Source organism: Xenorhabdus sp. PB61.4, assembly GCF_963894935.1.
In the GTDB taxonomy this organism is placed as follows: domain Bacteria; phylum Pseudomonadota; class Gammaproteobacteria; order Enterobacterales; family Enterobacteriaceae; genus Xenorhabdus; species Xenorhabdus stockiae.
Genome location: NZ_CAWQJR010000176.1, coordinates 1 through 17,741, shown reverse-complemented (window position 1 = coordinate 17,741; position 17,741 = coordinate 1). Strand labels below are relative to the sequence as shown.

Annotated in this window: 17 protein-coding genes; 8 read left to right on the top strand and 9 right to left on the bottom strand. The window is 42.0% G+C overall.

Annotated features, from left to right (window positions below; all coding sequences use genetic code 11):
• Positions 1-36: 36 nt before the first annotated feature.
• Together ligA and zipA are read right to left on the bottom strand one after the other, a co-directional pair.
• Positions 37-2,070 (bottom strand): NAD-dependent DNA ligase LigA, encoded by a 2,034-nt coding sequence (ligA, locus tag AACX68_RS13935; protein WP_228859523.1) that lies wholly within the window; start codon positions 2,068-2,070, stop codon positions 37-39.
• 61 nt (positions 2,071-2,131) lie between these two features.
• Entirely contained in the window at positions 2,132-3,049 is a 918-nt protein-coding gene (gene zipA / locus AACX68_RS13930) for a cell division protein ZipA (protein ID WP_228859522.1), read from the bottom strand.
• A gap of 220 nt (positions 3,050-3,269) precedes the next feature.
• Here zipA and cysZ point away from each other — a divergent pair, with 220 nt between their 5' ends.
• From cysZ to crr, 5 genes are all read left to right on the top strand, one after another.
• Entirely contained in the window at positions 3,270-4,037 is a 768-nt protein-coding gene (cysZ, locus tag AACX68_RS13925; protein ID WP_228859521.1) for a sulfate transporter CysZ, read from the top strand.
• A gap of 108 nt (positions 4,038-4,145) precedes the next feature.
• On the top strand, positions 4,146-5,099 hold the full coding sequence (gene cysK / locus AACX68_RS13920; RefSeq protein WP_099122880.1) for a cysteine synthase A: 954 nt from the start codon (positions 4,146-4,148) through the stop codon (positions 5,097-5,099).
• Positions 5,100-5,561: 462 nt separating this feature from the next.
• Positions 5,562-5,819 carry a phosphocarrier protein Hpr gene (gene ptsH, locus AACX68_RS13915; RefSeq protein WP_038262654.1) on the top strand — a complete coding sequence of 86 codons (258 nt, stop codon included), beginning with the start codon at positions 5,562-5,564 and terminating at the stop codon, positions 5,817-5,819.
• Between the two features lie 261 nt (positions 5,820-6,080).
• Positions 6,081-7,808: a phosphoenolpyruvate-protein phosphotransferase PtsI gene (gene ptsI, locus AACX68_RS13910; RefSeq protein WP_228859520.1), complete on the top strand. Its 1,728-nt coding sequence runs from the start codon at positions 6,081-6,083 to the stop codon at positions 7,806-7,808.
• 65 nt (positions 7,809-7,873) lie between these two features.
• Positions 7,874-8,383, top strand: coding sequence for a PTS glucose transporter subunit IIA (crr, locus tag AACX68_RS13905; RefSeq protein WP_099110538.1), 510 nt, complete (start codon positions 7,874-7,876; stop codon positions 8,381-8,383).
• Positions 8,384-8,462: 79 nt separating this feature from the next.
• On the opposite strand, the gene AACX68_RS13900 is transcribed toward crr, so the two are convergent.
• From AACX68_RS13900 to AACX68_RS13875, 6 genes are all read right to left on the bottom strand, one after another.
• Entirely contained in the window at positions 8,463-9,194 is a 732-nt protein-coding gene (locus AACX68_RS13900) for a GNAT family N-acetyltransferase (RefSeq protein ID WP_228859519.1), read from the bottom strand.
• A gap of 39 nt (positions 9,195-9,233) precedes the next feature.
• Entirely contained in the window at positions 9,234-10,115 is an 882-nt protein-coding gene (cysM, locus tag AACX68_RS13895) for a cysteine synthase CysM (protein ID WP_228859518.1), read from the bottom strand.
• 135 nt (positions 10,116-10,250) lie between these two features.
• Positions 10,251-11,339: a sulfate/thiosulfate ABC transporter ATP-binding protein CysA gene (gene cysA / locus AACX68_RS13890; RefSeq protein ID WP_228859517.1), complete on the bottom strand. Its 1,089-nt coding sequence runs from the start codon at positions 11,337-11,339 to the stop codon at positions 10,251-10,253.
• Between the two features lie 20 nt (positions 11,340-11,359).
• Entirely contained in the window at positions 11,360-12,208 is an 849-nt protein-coding gene (gene cysW, locus AACX68_RS13885) for a sulfate/thiosulfate ABC transporter permease CysW (protein WP_228859516.1), read from the bottom strand.
• Positions 12,208-13,041 carry a sulfate/thiosulfate ABC transporter permease CysT gene (gene cysT, locus AACX68_RS13880; protein ID WP_228859515.1) on the bottom strand — a complete coding sequence of 278 codons (834 nt, stop codon included), beginning with the start codon at positions 13,039-13,041 and terminating at the stop codon, positions 12,208-12,210. The genes cysW and cysT overlap by 1 nt, the downstream gene beginning before the upstream one ends.
• A 442-nt stretch (positions 13,042-13,483) precedes the next feature.
• A complete protein-coding gene (locus AACX68_RS13875; RefSeq protein WP_228859514.1) occupies positions 13,484-14,110 on the bottom strand; it encodes an RpoE-regulated lipoprotein in 627 nt (208 codons plus the stop codon).
• A 208-nt stretch (positions 14,111-14,318) separates the two neighbouring features.
• Here AACX68_RS13875 and AACX68_RS13870 point away from each other — a divergent pair, with 208 nt between their 5' ends.
• Positions 14,319-14,774, top strand: a complete 456-nt coding sequence (locus AACX68_RS13870; protein WP_228859513.1) for a hypothetical protein — start codon at positions 14,319-14,321, stop codon at positions 14,772-14,774.
• Between the two features lie 27 nt (positions 14,775-14,801).
• Here AACX68_RS13870 and AACX68_RS13865 read toward each other — a convergent pair whose 3' ends face one another.
• Positions 14,802-15,224, bottom strand: a complete 423-nt coding sequence (locus tag AACX68_RS13865) for a GNAT family acetyltransferase (protein WP_228859512.1) — start codon at positions 15,222-15,224, stop codon at positions 14,802-14,804.
• A 140-nt stretch (positions 15,225-15,364) separates the two neighbouring features.
• Here AACX68_RS13865 and hemF point away from each other — a divergent pair, with 140 nt between their 5' ends.
• Together hemF and AACX68_RS13855 are read left to right on the top strand one after the other, a co-directional pair.
• Positions 15,365-16,273: an oxygen-dependent coproporphyrinogen oxidase gene (gene hemF / locus AACX68_RS13860; RefSeq protein WP_228859511.1), complete on the top strand. Its 909-nt coding sequence runs from the start codon at positions 15,365-15,367 to the stop codon at positions 16,271-16,273.
• 315 nt (positions 16,274-16,588) lie between these two features.
• Positions 16,589-17,656 (top strand): M4 family metallopeptidase, encoded by a 1,068-nt coding sequence (locus tag AACX68_RS13855; protein WP_228859510.1) that lies wholly within the window; start codon positions 16,589-16,591, stop codon positions 17,654-17,656.
• Positions 17,657-17,741: the final 85 nt, after the last annotated feature.

The following is a 17,741-nucleotide window of genomic DNA, read 5'->3' as shown; positions in this document are numbered from 1 at the left end:
CAAATAGCGCCTTTCTAAAGATTACATCCCTACTTATTACTCACCTAAAAGACGAAGCATTTCGTCTTCATCAATGACAGCTATCCCCAACTCTGTGGCTTTCGCTAATTTAGAACCAGCTGCTTCACCAGCAATCACCAGATCGGTTTTTTTGGAAACACTACCTGTAACTTTAGCCCCCAAAGCTGCCAGTTTGTCTTTAGCCTCATCCCGGGATAAACGGCTTAGTGATCCGGTTAACACCACAGTTTTACCAGCAAATGGGCTATCAATATCTGCGGGTTGCGACACTTCTGTCGATTCCCAGTGGATACCAATATTATTGATGAGATCATCAATGACTGCCTGATTATGTGGTTCATTAAAGAAATTAACCACATGACTGGCAACAACTTCTCCCACATCCTGAACAGCAATTAAAGCTTGCGTATCTGCTATGCGCAATTTTTCCAGTGTACCGAAATGAGCAACTAAATTAGCAGCCGTCGCCTCTCCGACCTCGCGAATTCCCAGTGAATAAATAAAACGGGCAAAGGTTGTTTTCTTGGATTTTTCCAGCGCATTTACTACGTTTTGAGCGGATTTTGGTCCCATACGCTCAAGACCTGTTAATTTCCCTGCGGTAAGACGGAAAAGATCAGCCGGAGTTTTGACATATTCCTTATCAACCAGCTGCTCAATAATTTTCTCTCCCATTCCATCCACATCCATTGCACGGCGGGAAACGAAATGCCTTAATGCTTCTTTACGCTGTGCACCACAGAATAATCCACCGGTACAACGTGCTACCGCTTCCCCTTCAACACGTTCAATATCAGAGCCACAAACAGGGCAATGCTCCGGGAAAACAACTTCCTGACTCTCTGTTGGCCTTTTTTCCTGAATGACACCAACAACCTGTGGAATAACGTCACCCGCACGACGGATAACAACAGTATCACCTATGCGCAGCCCCAGACGCTCAATTTCATCTGCATTATGCAAAGTGGCATTACTGACGATTACACCTGCAACCTGTACCGGCTCCAAACGTGCAACCGGCGTAATAGCTCCCGTACGCCCTACCTGAAATTCAACATCCCGCACTATGGTTATTTGTTCTTGTGCCGGAAACTTGAATGCCGTCGCCCAGCGAGGTGCTCTGGCTACAAATCCTAATGCTTCCTGCAGTTCAAGGGAGTCAACTTTGATAACAACACCGTCAATATCAAAACCCAGCTCAGGGCGCTGTTGCTCTATCTCACGGTAAAAATCCAATACCTGCTGGGTTCCCTGACATAATTTCACTTTGTCACTGACCGGAAGCCCCCACTGCCTGAATTGCATCAGGCGCCCGTAATGGCTTGCTGGCAGCTGCCCGTTTTCAGAATCTCCGCCTTCAATAACGCCAACACCATAACAATAAAAAGTCAGTGGGCGCTTGGCTGTAATGCGCGGATCAAGTTGACGCAATGATCCGGCTGCGGCATTGCGAGGATTGGCAAATACTTTATTACCTGTCCTACGGGCTTCTTCGTTGAGTTTTTCAAAACCTGCCTGCTTCATAAAGACTTCACCACGGATCTCGACACGAGCTGGAATATTGTCTCCTTTCAAACGCAGCGGAATTGCCCGGATCGTACGAACATTAGCGGTTATATTTTCTCCCGTAGTACCATCGCCACGGGTAGCGGCCCGCACTAACTCGCCGTTTTCATATAATAGGCTAACAGCCAGACCATCAAGTTTGAGTTCACAGCAAAATACCAGTTCACGGCTGTCTTTCAGACGATCACGAACGCGTTTATCAAACGCCAAATAGCTTTCTTGATCAAATACGTTATCCAGAGATAACATCGGGATTTCATGACGCACCTGCTCAAATGCAGTTAATGGCGCTGCGCCGACCCGCTGAGTAGGTGAATCCGCAGTAATCAGTTCCGGGTGCTGTTCTTCCAGTGATTTTAGTTCCCGCATTAAGCGATCATATTCCGCATCCGGGATCTCTGGTGCATCCATAACATGGTATAAATACTCATGATGACGCAATGTTGTTCTTAGTTCGTTAATTTTTTGAATAATATTTTTCATGACTTCTCACCAGAGATGAAAAACCCCCGACTGAGCGGGGGCTTAATACTAAAAAGAAAATTTATTCCTGAGCACTGAGTGTATTACGAATACGTGCCTTATAATTCTCAATCATTTGCGGTGTTAATATCTTACGCTCGGCATCTAACACCACTCCTCCTACATCAGAAGCAATACGCTGTGCTGCCTGCAACATCAGTTTAAAATTCTGATTAGAATCACCATATGAAGGAACGAGCATAAACATGGAGATCCCCGGAGTGCTGAAATCAGTCATACGTTCCGGATCAAATGACCCCGGCTTAACCATATTAGCCAGACTGAACAGTACTGCACCACTACCCGATGGGTTAAGGTGGCGGTGGAAAATATTCATATCCCCAAAACGGAAACCGGACTGTAAAATGCTCTGAAGCAACACTTCGCCATTCAGCTCCTGACCATGATGAGCCGCTACATGCAGTACCAACACAGTCTCTTTCTTAGCTTGCTCAGCTTCAGTTTTCGCAGCATTTTCCAACTCAGACTGCTCGCTGACAGCCTCCGCGCCCTTACCTTCCGCACCATTTTGCTCAGCAGATTCAAACAGGCCAAGCTGCGATTCTTTCTGGCTTTCATCAATGGCATTCTCTTTTGCCACTGGTGCTTCAGGTTGTTGTTTTGAGAGTAAAGGATCGATTCCATTATCCGATGTTACTTCTGACAAATCAGGTGCATTACGCTCAATAACCGGCTCTTCACGATGTTCACGGCGAGATTTCGCTGATTCATGAACAGGTGAATTTGACGGATTATTAAACAGCTCATCGCCATCATTATCCTCTGACTCTTTCTCACGCTCCTGTTTACGACGTTTCACTGGGCGATCACGAAAGAGTGACGAACGCTCTTTACGGCTGGTCCACAACCCATGTAATAGCAAAGCTATTATGGCTATCGCACCAACAACGATTAATATCAGACGCAAATCCTGCATCATTGCTATCTCTGTTGTTTAAATTAATTGCCACCACGGCTGAATATTCTTTAGATAAGAGTATTTGTCAAATAGCACAAGTGCAAGCCTCTGTGTACTTTTCTTATCATAAAGAGAGATATCCCCTGTTTTTTCGAATGTTTTTTACACATTAAACCACTGGTCAGTGGAAAATCCTGCCTATATCATACCGTCTCAATCACTCAGGAGAGAATAAGAAAATATGACGAATTCGACAAAATTGCCAAAACATCTAGGCGGTTTTCATTATATTGTACAAGGTTGGCATCTGGTAACCCGCCCGGGCATCAAAAGATTCGTTTTATTGCCTTTACTGGCTAATATTTTATTGATTGGTGGTGCTTTCTGGTGGCTATATCAGAAAATGGATGGTTGGATACAATGGGCGCTAGATAAAGTACCGGACTGGATGCAATGGCTCAGCTATTTAATATGGCCGCTGGCTGTTATTTCTGTTTTGCTTATTTTTACCTATTTTTTCAGCACACTGGCAAATTTTATTGCATCGCCCTTTAACGGGTTATTAGCAGAGAAACTGGAAGCGCAATTAACTGGCATTCCTGCACCCGATACAGGCATTTTTGATTTACTGAAAGATGTTCCCCGTATTCTGAAACGCGAGATAGTCAAAATCCTCTACTACCTCCCTCGCGCTATTGCTCTATTATTATTGTATTTTATTCCGGGTGTTGGGCAAACTGTAGCCCCCGTTCTCTGGTTTATTTTCAGTGCCTGGATGCTGGCTATCCAATATTGCGATTACCCTTTTGATAACCACAAGGTCAGTTTTATAGGTATGCGTAATACCCTGCGACAGGACAAAATTGACAACCTGCAATTTGGAGCGGCAGTAAGTATATTAACGATGATCCCAGTCATCAATTTGTTCATTATGCCTGTTGCAGTTTGTGGCGCTACGGCTATGTGGGTTGATCGTTACCGTGCTCAGCATGTTCTAAGAAATCGTTAAATATTCTTTTATATAATAAGAATAGACTGAAACTTTATTTCCATTCATAAGCTGTTCGCGTATGGTTAATTAATCACAACTCATGAGCATCTTAAGGGCAATCGGACAATGAGCAAAATTTATGAAGATAATTCGTTGACCATCGGTCACACTCCACTGGTACGCCTGAAAAATTTCGGAAATGGTCGCATTCTGGCCAAAATAGAGTCCCGAAATCCGAGTTTCAGTGTGAAATGCCGTATCGGTGCCAACATGATTTGGGATGCAGAAAAACGTGGCATTTTGACAAAGGATAAAGAGCTTATCGAACCGACCAGTGGTAATACGGGTATTGCTCTTGCTTATGTCGCTGCGGCTCGTGGCTATAAACTGACACTAACAATGCCGGAAACCATGAGCTTAGAGCGCCGCAAGCTACTAAAAGCGTTGGGAGCAAAATTAGTGCTGACCGAAGGCGCTAAAGGCATGAAAGGTGCTATTGATAAAGCGAATGAAATCCGTGACAGTGCTCCTGAACGCTATGTTCTGCTACAGCAATTCAGTAACCCGGCAAACCCTGAAATCCACGAAAAAACAACAGGGCCAGAAATTTGGGAAGATACCGATGGGAATGTTGATGTCTTTGTCGCTGGGGTAGGTACAGGAGGCACAATTACCGGTGTTGCCCGCTATCTGAAAAATACACAAGGGAAGCAAGTAAAAATTGTTGCCGTCGAGCCTGAGGATTCCCCCGTAATCAGCCAAAAACTGGCAGGTGAAGAACTGAAACCAGGCCCACACAAAATTCAGGGAATTGGTGCAGGTTTCATCCCTGATAACCTGGATTTAACATTAGTTGACCGTGTATTTAAAATCAGTAACGAAGAAGCCATTAAAACAGCTCGCGAAGTTACTGAAAAAGAAGGAATTCTTTCTGGCATTTCTTCAGGTGCTGCGGTTGCTGCGGCCATTAAACTCTCACAGGAAGACGAGTACAAGGATAAGAATATTGTTGTCATTCTGCCTTCTTCTGCTGAACGTTACCTGAGCACTGCACTGTTTGCCGATTTAGCCAACGATTAAATCTTCACCTCATTCCTTTTTCAACTTTATTGACAAAAAAGCACCTCAAGGGTGCTTTTTTGTGCATCAGATCAAAGTTTAAAACTTTCTTAGATGATTTATTCAGGCAGCTTTAGTATTTAACCAGTAATTATTTTGATGCACGAAATTAATCGTAAGACTGCCATAAAGAATCTTGTTTGGTTCAACTCATATTGGGTTAGTGTGTATTAACATCCAGTCAACAATAGAGTGGCATCAAATATGTTAATTTTTTGATAATGATTTAATGCATTTTATACCTATGGATTTCGTGCTGTATCAAGGCTGCAAATGCATAAAGCCGCTAAAAAACGACCTGAAAGAGTAAAGGCATATATCATTATTAATTTAACGGTTGTACAAGTCAGGATTAATCCAGCTAAACTAGTTTTAGTATTCTCTTGGCTTACCAACAAAAATTTAAGTTATTGAGGAAATACTATGTTCCAGCAAGAAGTTACTATTACTGCACCAAATGGCCTTCACACTCGCCCTGCTGCACAGTTTGTTAAAGAAGCGAAGGGTTTTTCTTCCGATATTACTCTTACTTCTGGCGGCAAATCAGCCAGTGCGAAAAGTCTGTTTAAATTGCAAACGCTGGGACTGACTCAAGGAACTGTTGTTACAATCTCTGCTGAAGGTGAAGATGAACAACAAGCTGTTGAACATTTAGTGAAACTGATGGGTGAACTGGAATAATCACTCACTCATACTCAATGGATTTCAAGTGGAATCACAATGGCAAGGGAGCTAACCTTTAGGGTACAGAGCACCGTATTCTTATAAAAACGGTTGCTATAGTAAGTGCAGCCAAAAAAGAACCCACTTGAAAGGCAACGAGTATATCAGTCCAGTCTATTTCATCCAGTACCATCCCCGGAATACAAAATCTGGGGATATTTAGAGCCTGCCTCTGAAGGCGCAATGAAATATAATCACCCGCAGTTAAGGTCATATAGTATGATTTCAGGCATCTTAGTATCACCAGGTATTGCTTTCGGTAAGGCATTATTGCTGAAAGAAGACCCCATCATTATCAATCATAAAAAAATCACTCCTGAACAGGTCGAACAAGAAATTTCCCGCTTTAAACAAGGCCGGGATAAAGCCTCTGCTCAATTAGAAGTCATCAAAAATACAGCCGAAAAAAATCTGGGTGCAGAAAAAGCCGAAATCTTCGAAGGCCACATCATGTTGCTGGAAGATGAGGAGCTGGAACAGGAAATTATTACGCTGATAAAGAAAAATCTGGCTACAGCAGATGCCGCCGTTCACTCTGTTATCGAAGATCAGGCCAAGGCACTGGAAGAGCTGGATGATGAGTATTTAAAAGAGCGTGCAGCTGATGTTCGTGATATTGGTAAACGCCTGCTGAAAAATATTCTGGGTATGCCGATTATTGACTTAGGCTCCATTGCGGAAGAAGTTATTCTGGTTGCAAATGACCTGACACCTTCAGAAACAGCACAGCTTAATCTGGATAAAGTGCTGGGGTTCATTACAGATCTAGGTGGCCGGACATCTCATACTTCAATTATGGCTCGCTCTCTGGAACTGCCTGCAATTGTTGGGACAACTAACGCAACAACTCAGATTAAAAATGGCAGCTACCTGATTTTGGATGCTGTTAATAATCATATCTATATAGATCCATCTGACACCGAAATTGAACAACTCAAAAAAATCAAAAACGAATACCTGTCAGAAAAAACCGAATTAGCAAAACTGAAGGATTTACCAGCCATTACGCTGGATGGTCATCAGGTAGAAGTCTGCGCCAATATCGGCACAGTGCGTGATATTGCAGGTGCAGAACGTAATGGAGCAGAAGGCGTCGGCTTGTACCGTACCGAGTTCCTGTTTATGGATCGCGATTCTCTGCCAACTGAAGAAGAACAGTTTGAAGCCTATAAGGCTGTTGCCGAATCCGTTGGTAATCAGGCTGTTATTATCCGTACTATGGATATCGGCGGTGATAAAGAACTGCCTTATATGAATCTGCCCAAAGAAGAGAACCCATTCCTTGGCTGGCGTGCAATCCGCATTTGCCTGGATCGCAAAGAAATATTACATTCTCAGTTACGTGCTATTCTGCGAGCTTCTGCATTTGGTAAACTTCGCATCATGTTCCCAATGATCATTTCTGTTGAAGAAATTCGGGAACTGAAAGCAGAGCTGTTGATGCTTAAAGATCAGCTACGTAATGAAAATAAGGCGTTCGATGAATCGATTGAAGTCGGCATCATGGTAGAAACGCCTGCTGCTGCAACCATTGCTAAACATCTTGCAAAAGAAGTTGACTTTTTTAGTATTGGGACAAACGATCTAACTCAGTATACTCTTGCGGTAGACCGTGGTAATGAGCTGATTTCTCATCTCTATAATCCAATGTCGCCAGCAGTGTTGAACCTGATCAAACAGGTGATTGACGCCTCACACGCAGAGGGTAAATGGACGGGCATGTGCGGTGAGCTGGCTGGAGATGAGCGTGCTACACTATTGCTTCTGGGCATGGGGCTGGATGAATTCAGTATGAGTGCAATATCCATTCCAGGCATCAAGAAAATCATTCGTAATGCGAATTACGGTGATGCAAAAGCGCTAGCAGAACAAGCTTTAACTCAGCCAACTGCACAGGAGTTGATGGAATTGGTTGATACTTTTATCAGAGAAAAAACACTCTGCTAAGTTAATTGACCAAGACAGCACCTTAGCCAGTACACGGTCCCATTAAAACAATTAGGAGAAGATTTATGGGTCTGCTTGATAAACTGAAATCATTAGTTTCAGATGATAAAAAGAACAGCGGCAGTATTGAAATTATCGCCCCATTATCAGGTGAGATAGTTAATATCGAAGATGTTCCGGATGTTGTTTTTGCGGAAAAAATTGTAGGTGATGGTATCGCTATCAAGCCTACAGGTAATAAGATTGTCTCCCCTGTTGATGGCACCATTGGTAAAATCTTCGAAACTAATCACGCTTTTTCCATCGAATCTGATAACGGGATAGAGCTTTTCGTTCACTTCGGTATTGATACCGTTGAACTGAAAGGTGAAGGCTTTAAACGGATTGCCGAAGAAGGCCAGCGGGTACAGAAAGGTGATTTGGTTTTAGAGTTTGATTTAGCGTTCCTGGAAGAAAGAGCCAAGTCAACCTTAACTCCTGTTGTTATCTCTAACATGGATGAAATCAAAGAATTATCTAAAGTCAGTGGATCAGTGGTCGTTGGTGAATCTGTTATCATGCGAATTAAGAAGTAGCTGAATACATCACTGGTAAGCTGTTGTGGGTCGCCTCTGTTTTATCGGGTTAAATGATAAAACAGAGGCGATTTCTTTATTAGTTAATTGAATCAGGAGAAACCATTTCCCATTTGCCAAACAACGTCAATCCCACAGACTTTGCCAATGCCGAAGATGAAAAATTATCAATCTGACATCGGTATTGAGGCTCATATCCCTGAATATAAGCATGTTTACTGATTGCACGCACAACTTGTCTGGCATGGCCCTTTCCTCTAAAAGGTTCTAAAGTCAGAACCCCCATATCAGCAATAAGCGCATCGTCCCACGGGTACATACTGGCAGCACAAATCAGACTGTCTTGTTCAAAAGAGCCGAACACAGCCCAGTGATCCAGCTCAACATAAGCATTATCCAAATCCTCCTCAGAAGCAGCAGACTGAAACGTTGAAAAAACCTTTTCATCCTCTTTTTCTATTAGCTGACGTAACGTGCTACCAATATTTTCCTGCAATAATTTTTTCTTTTCTTCTTCTGAAAAATAAAAAATATAATCTGCACCATGGAGAGTAATAGCTGCTTCATGTAATTTCTGGCGAAAAGTCGATTCAGACATTTTGCCCTGATGATAAAGCCCTGCTTTTTCAGCCAGTGCTGGAGTCAGCACTGATATAATTTGACCATCAATAGTTTCCAGCACCATCACACGATCCTCCTCTGCCAGTCTTGCATTAATAGCGACAGTAAGAACATCATCACTATAAATAATTTCTCCATTTAATAATGAAGACTGCCAATAGTCAGTGATCGTTTTTGAAAATAAGGACATAACCTTTACTCACTAAGTTAAATTCAGTAAATAAAAAAGTTAATTAAAAACGCCTGTAGATAAATATCTATCGCCGCGATCACAAATAATTACCGCAATAACGGCTCCCGGATTTTCAGCCGCGATACGTAGCGCTCCGGAAACGGCTCCGCCAGAACTCACCCCACAAAAAATACCCTCCTTCTGTGCTAACAGCCGCATCATCGTTTCCGCCTCACTCTGAGTAATATCCAGTATTTGATCCACCAGATCTTTTTGGTAAATTCCGGGCATATATGCTGGTGACCAGCGCCGAATACCGGGAATATGGCTGTTTTCTGCCGGCTGTAATCCTATGGTTTGTATATTATCTGACTGAAATTTCAGGTAACGGCTCACTCCGGTAATAGTGCCGGTTGTGCCCATACTGGAGACAAAATGGGTAATACGCCCTTGCGTTTGCTGCCAAATTTCCGGCCCTGTTGTCTTGAAGTGTGCCAGTGAATTATCTGGATTATTAAATTGATCAAGCACCTTCCCTTCGCCATTCAGCTCCATTTGCTGTGCTAAATCTCTGGCGCCTTCCATTCCCAATTCTTTACTGACCAAAATTAATTCAGCGCCATAAGCCCGCATTGATGCCTGACGCTCAAGGCTCATATTTTCAGGCATCAGTAGCTTAAGCCGGTAACCTTTTACTGCTGCAATCATCGCCAATGCAATGCCTGTATTGCCACTCGTGGCTTCAATCAGGACATCCCCCGGTGAAATTTCTCCCCGTAGTTCGGCTTGTTGGATCATTGAGAGAGCGGCCCTGTCTTTTACAGAGCCAGCAGGATTATTGCCCTCAAGTTTCACCCAAATTTCTGCATCAATACTTTCAGTAACCCGTTGTAATTTTACCAACGGAGTATTACCGATAAAATTTTCTAAGCTTGCCACTGCATTACCTGAATCACATATGAGAATAGGCAACAGAATAATCGTATTCAGAAAACTGTCGCAAGCTCTAAATAAAAAACCCCTGTTTTCTTGTAGAAAGCAGGGGAAACCCAGGGGTTTGAGAATAATGAAAAATTAAGCAGATTCAGCGAGTTTTAATACTTTTAATGGTGAATCTCCTTCATACAGGCGGGCACCTTTGCCTCCCATAAAATACTGGCTGCCACGAACTGGAATTGATGAACTATCCGACCAGATAACCGATAAACTCTCGTCTCCCCAACCAACAGGCTGGACAGACAACAGTGAAAAATGCCCTCGTGGATTAACTTCCGTCACTTTAACAGGCAAAGGGCAGGATGATGTTTGTTGTGTACTGAGGTTCATCTCCCACGGGCGCAGGAATACATCAACACTTCCCTGATGCAATGGTGCCACTTCCAATGGAAAAGTTTTTCCGCCAACCCACAACTGAGAGCCTTTAATCTCACCATGTAACTGATTCACTTCGCCTATGAATTCCATCACAAAACGGCTTTCCGGCTCTTTCCATACCTGCTGTGGCGTGCCAACCTGCTCGATAGCGCCTTGATTCATCACTACAATCCTATCAGCAACTTCCATTGCCTCTTCCTGATCATGTGTGACAAACACACTGGTAAATTGCAATTCTTCATGAAGCTGGCGTAACCAACGGCGTAATTCCATTCGAACCTGTGCATCCAGAGCACCAAATGGCTCATCCAGTAAGAGGATCTGAGGTTCAACAGCCAGTGCCCTTGCCAATGCTACTCGCTGTTTCTGGCCACCAGAAAGCTGTGACGGATAGCGATCGGCAAGGTGGGATAATTGCACCATATCAAGTAACGACATGACCTTGCGGCGCAACGCCTCTCGCTCAGGTCGCTGGCGCCGGGGAAGTACAGTTAAACCAAAAGCAACGTTATCAAACACGCTCATATGACGAAACAGAGCATAATGCTGAAAAACAAAACCAACTTGCCGATCTTTTGCATGTACCTGACTGACATCCTTACCGTGAAACTTAAGTTGCCCCGCACTCTGCTGTTCAAGTCCGGCAATAATCCTCAGTAAAGTCGTCTTGCCGGAGCCTGATGGGCCAAGCAAAGCAACCATTTCACCAGATTCAATATTCAGTGATATATCATTCAGTATCTGAACACGACCAAAAGATTTACTGATTTTGCTGATTTCAATACTCATATCCTGCTCCCGACCTTCATTTACTGGCGATTCAAATGACTCAAACGCCACTGCAAAGCACTTTTGACAATCAGGGTAATAATCGCCATAACTGCCAGTAAAGCCGCCGCCACAAATGCGCCAACAGTGTTGTAATCCTGATAAAGCAGTTCAACCTGCAAAGGTAAAGTGTATGTTTCCCCTCTGATTGCGCCGGATACCACAGATACCGCACCAAATTCACCAATTGCCCGGGCATTAGTTAAAACAATGCCATACAGCAATGCCCAACGAATATTCGGTAATGTCACACGCCAGAACATTTGCCAGCCAGAAGCCCCTAATAATATTGCCGCTTCATCCTCCTGACTGCCCTGACTCAGCATTACCGGCACCAATTCACGGACAACGAATGGACATGTAACAAATACCGTGACCAGAACCATACCCGGCCATGAAAACATTAGCTGGATGTCATAGTCTCCCAGCCATTCCCCCACCCAACCGTTAACACCGTAAAACAGCAGATAAAGCAACCCAGCCACAACAGGTGAAACGGCGAATGGAATATCAATTAATGTCAGCAACAATTGTCTGCCGGGAAATTGGAAGCGGGTTACCAGCCATGCAGTAACTACTCCAAAAACCAGATTAATAGGAACTGTAATAAGCGCGATCAACACAGTCAGCCAGATAGCATGGAGCATATCGGAGTCAACAAGATTTTGGGCGAGAATATCGATTCCCTGTGAAAAAGCAGTCAGAAAAATCCACGCTATCGGAATGACCAGAAACAGGATGGAAATAACCATTCCCGCCCCAATCAGGAACCATTTCCCCCAGTTTATTGAAGGGCGCATCATCTGCGTGTATTCAGAAAAATCAGCCACTAACGCCCCCCAATCCGCTTACCAAAGCGACTTTGTAATAAGTTAACGCTAAACAGCAATAACAGTGATACCGCAAGAATAACTGAAGCAATCGCGCTGGCAGCGGGATAATCAAACTCCTGTAACCGGACGAAAATCATCAGGGAAGCCACTTCAGTTTGCCACGCTATATTACCCGCAATAAAAATAACTGCGCCGAATTCTCCCAGACTACGAGTGAAGGAGAGCACTGTGCCTGCTATCAATGCAGGGGAGACTTCCTGCAAAATAACCCGCCGAAAAGTCTGCCAGCGACTCGCTCCTAATGTCTGAGCAGCTTCTTCATATTCAGGGCCTAATTCTTCGAGTACCGGCTGAACGGTACGAACAACAAAAGGCAGGCTGGTAAATGCCATCGCAACCGCAATCCCCAGCCAGCTATTGGCGACTCTAATATCAAAATGAGCAAGCCAAGAACCATACCATCCGGTTGTAGAAAACAGAGTTGCCAGAGTTAGTCCAGCGACTGCTGTTGGTAATGCAAAGGGTAAATCCATTAATCCATCAAGCAGATTGCGCCCCGGAAAACGATAGCGGGTAAGTATCCACGCCATTAGCATGCCAAAAAACATATTGAATAAGCTGGCGACAGCAGCCGCCAATAAAGTCACCTGATAAGTTGCGACAACCTGTGGATTCGCAATGACCTGCCAATATTGTTCCCATGTCATGCTGGAAAGTTGTATGACTAATGCGCTTAGCGGCAATAGCAGGATCAGGCAAGTATAAAGCAGGCTACAACCCAGACTCAGCCCAAATCCGGGTAATACTCGTTTACTGGATGCAACAAACATTATTGGCACCCATTTCTCAAAGTTGCTCCCACACATTGCCAGTGTTGAAGTAAATTTTTATCAGAATTACCCAGTAACTCGACCACAAGCTTCATTCAAACCTTACCCATCAAGCTATTCAGCAAGAATTTTTTAACGACTGTTTTTAACAATAATTTATCCATACTGTATCCAGAATATTTATAACAGGATAGTTAACTACCTCCTGTTTTATATACCGAATTTTTATGAGAAATGATGAAACGAGATAAGCTATAAAAAATAAAGGGTTATTAACTGAGGGCTGGAGGAATTAACACCTGACATACTGGAGCTGATTTTGTCGACCGGAATATTGACTTGATTAAAATACTTCCTGTATCACCTCCATCGTTCAAATTACCTCTTTATTGGCAGCGCTCCCTTGCCGCCACAATAATTTGAAATTTATTAGATATATCTTTTAGTTGGCTTTCCAGATAATGCGGGAAATTTTCCATGTTTTCAGCACATCATCAGGAGGCAGCAACTCTTCCGAACCATTCCATGTTCCCGTAAATACGTAACTGATATTTTGGCTTTGGGGAGCAATACAGACAATCTCCTGCTGCATAGTTATTATGTCGTCGGAACGCTGGCAGGCACCATAAGCTTTGTCATACAGCGTAGAAAAAGATGTACCTATTTTTGTTCCCCAAGCGGTCTTAATCCCTTCATCCAGAATGATAATATGGGCCACCTTTCCATTATTCAGACCCGATAATTCAATCCTGACCTGACCTCCCTCTATACCCTGTATTACACTGAAAAATTTGCCATTTTTCATCTCCATACCACTGCGCAAGCGATATCTGTTATCCAACCCCTGCTGAATGGCAGATAAGTTCATATCTGTTTGTTTATTGATTTCCCCTACCCCCTGTTCAGATACCTCCAGAGTACGGCTAAACCAATTTAATGGAGACAGGGAAGACCATGAAAACCCTGATGTTCCTGCACAGGCAGTTAATAACAATGAACCACCGATCAGGCCACTGAACGCCATAATTCTTTTTTTAAATAACAGGCTAAATAAAAAATATCTTTTCATTACAATTAATTACCTTTGTCTATCCTTACATCTTATTATTGATATCATTCAAAAACAGCAAGTTAAGAATGAATAACCTCCTTAATTACAGAGGCATATAAAAAAGACAGATAAAAATACAGTTTTATAAGTCCATTGTGCAATTATTTACAAATAGGTAGATATCATATCGGAACATGGAATAAATATAAACCAATGGTGAAAGTGCGTGGCGGCGGCAATGATCCCAACATTTATTGATTTTCTGGATATCTCTACTGTAACAAACCATTTTGTAACAACAAGGGATATGCCAAAAACAGCAATACCTCAAATGCTATATCTGACAAATGATATAAAAAAAGACATTATAATTCAGGAAAATGAAAAGACACCCGGGAATATAAAGGATAATAAAGTCTGCAATCTTCCTTTAATCAATTGGAGTATCTTAATAAACAAGCCTGAATTACCAATTAAATATCATTATTATTTCTTCAAAGATAGCAATGGAAATATCCAGGTTGTGATTACACCTGAAATTGAACGTGAAGATTATTTAATATCAAAAAATCTCATTACAGAAAGCAAATATAAATTCGAACTCCATTATTTGATAAAAAGAACAGCGAGGAAATTATTGAGTTTTTTATATAAAGATACAGTTCATGGCCGAACAACATAATATTTCTCAGCCATTTACCTTAAATATTTAATCAATAATCAGACGCTTATTAAATACAGTATGTTCCTGCCCCCAATAATCATATTCCATTTTTTCACACATACAAATTGTGGCATCATTCTCTTCTGGAACCATGATTAGAATACTAGGGCAACCTCTCGCTAATAATTTTTTCTCAAGACGGGAAACCAATGCATTAGCAATGCCTCTGCCCCTGAATTCGGGGTGGACACCTAAATAATAAACATGACCACGATGCCCATCGTAGCCACCCATTACAGTCCCAACAACTTCTCCCGCCACTTCGGCAACCAGAAATAAATCAGCATCATGAGTTAACTTACGCTCAATATCGAGCTCTGGATCATCACCGGGATTAATCAGATCACAACGCTCCCAAAGCGTGATAGCGGCTTCAAAATCTTCTTGCCGAAATACCCTAATTTCCATAGTTAGTCAGCCTGTTTAATAAGCAATCAGTTTAATGTCAATAATTACTACTTTCATTTCGGAATCAATATGAAAATGCGTTCATTGATACTAACAGGTATACTGCCTATAGCCATAAACTAACCAGAATGAAAGCAGAAATGAATATAGCTAATATATCTCAAGTTAAGACTTTTTTCCTCTCATTACAGGATGAAATCTGTAAACAACTTGAACGTCTGGATGATCATTCCCATTTCATCGAAGAGTGCTGGCAACGGGAGGAAGGAGGTGGCGGACGCAGCCGTGTCTTAAAATCGGGTAAAGTTTTTGAGCAGGCAGGCGTGAACTTTTCCCATGTAACCGGAGATTCCCTGCCTTCGTCAGCAACAGCTCACCGCCCTGAACTGGCTGGGCGAAGCTATCAGGCAATGGGGGTTTCCCTTGTTATTCATCCCCAGAATCCTTATGTTCCGACCAGTCATGCTAATGTACGCTTTTTTGTTGCCGAAAAAGAAGGTGAGTCCCCCATCTGGTGGTTTGGTGGCGGGTTTGATCTCACTCCCTATTATGGCTTTAAAGAGGATGCCGTTCACTGGCATACTGTTGCCAGTACGTTATGCCAGCCATTTGGTGAGGATATTTATCCCACATATAAAAAATGGTGTGATGATTATTTCTTTATTAAGCATCGTAATGAGCCTCGCGGTATTGGCGGACTGTTTTATGATGATTTAAATAGCCCCGATTTTGATACTTGCTTCAATTTCACTCAAGCTGTGGGAAATGGTTTCCTGTCAGCTTATCTACCTATTGTTGAAAGAAGAAAAAATATCAGCTGGGGAGAGCGGGAAAGGCAATTCCAATTATATCGCCGTGGTCGCTATGTTGAATTTAATTTAGTCTGGGATAGAGGAACATTATTCGGCCTGCAAAGTGGCGGACGAACAGAATCTATACTGATGTCCATGCCCCCTTTAGTTCGCTGGGAGTATAATTATTCTCCTGAGCCAAGTTCTCCCGAAGAAGAGCTCTATACATCATTTCTGATAAGAAAAGATTGGATATAAATAAATCCGGGAGTAGCCCAATAGCATAAATATGTATTGGGCTATTTATCACTACTCTAATCTAAATTTAAAATTGAATATACACTTCGTCTTTCAAGTTATCTCTTTGCTGGCTACGCATCTTGAGTTTAATTGTATATATTGAAACCCTGCTTTTATATCAATAGATTAATAAATTTATTGATAGCATTTCATTAACAATATTCTGTTATAAAAAGTCAATATTTACCCTAATGACTATCACTTTAATTATCGATAGTATGCAAATGGGCGCCCAAAACAATAAACATAGCACTGACAAAAAAGGGGATAATTATGGACAGACAAGCAATTAATAGATGCAGTTTAATTCCTCCATTTGTCTTAGAACAAATATCAAATCACTGTGACGAGTGTACCAACCAATATGTATTAAAAACATTAGATCATGTTTATAATTTAATGAATATTACGGTATTGGAAGGTATTCCACAGCCGGAATATGAAATAAAATATGATGAAAAAATAAAATTACACAGAACTATCTATGATGCAGAACAGAAAGAAGAGTTCCCCGGAAAGAAATTAATCCGAAGTGAAGGTATGCCTGACAGCAATGATATTGCCATTAATGAAGCCTATGAGTACCTTGGAAAAACTCATGAGTTTTATAGTAAGATTTTTGATCGCAATTCACTTGACAACCAAGGGCTGAAATTAGTTGCCACTGTTCATTATGGTAAAAATTACTTAAATGCTTTTTGGTCAAGAAAGCAAATGGTTTTCGGTGATGGTGATGGTCAGTTCTTCAATCGTTTTACCTCCGCTATTGATGTGGTAGCACACGAACTAACGCATGGAGTTATTCAAAATGAAGTTAACCTCTACTATGCCTACCAGTCTGGTGCTCTGAATGAGTCTATTTCAGATGCATTTGGCATAATGGTAAAACAGTATGCCAATAATCAAAGAGCGGATGAATCCGACTGGTTATTGGGAAAAGGAATACTGGGCCCTCGTTTTAACCCAGAAAATAAACCTGATATTGCCTTACGCTCATTTATAAGGCCGGGTACAGCGTTTTCCAACGACAGGCAGGTTGCTCATATGGATCAATATGAAGAGCTACCAATTACGCTGGATAATGGAGGAGTTCATATATATTCAGGGATCCCGAACAAGGCATTTTACTTACTCGCAATTACACTGGGAGGTTATTCATGGGAGAAAGCCGGAAAAATCTGGTATGAAACTTTGTTAGATAATCGTTTATCTTCATATGCCACTTTTGATGAGTTCGCTACATTAACTATTAAGAGTGCAGAAAGATTATTTGGCAAGAATATCGCACACATTACCAGAGAGTGCTGGAAAGAAGTTGGTGTACTTTTACCTAAAAAATAGCAGCGAAAATATTAATATAGCATTATTGCTCAACATAAAATTAATTTCATTTTAATCATATAATTAATATCAAACAGCCTATTTA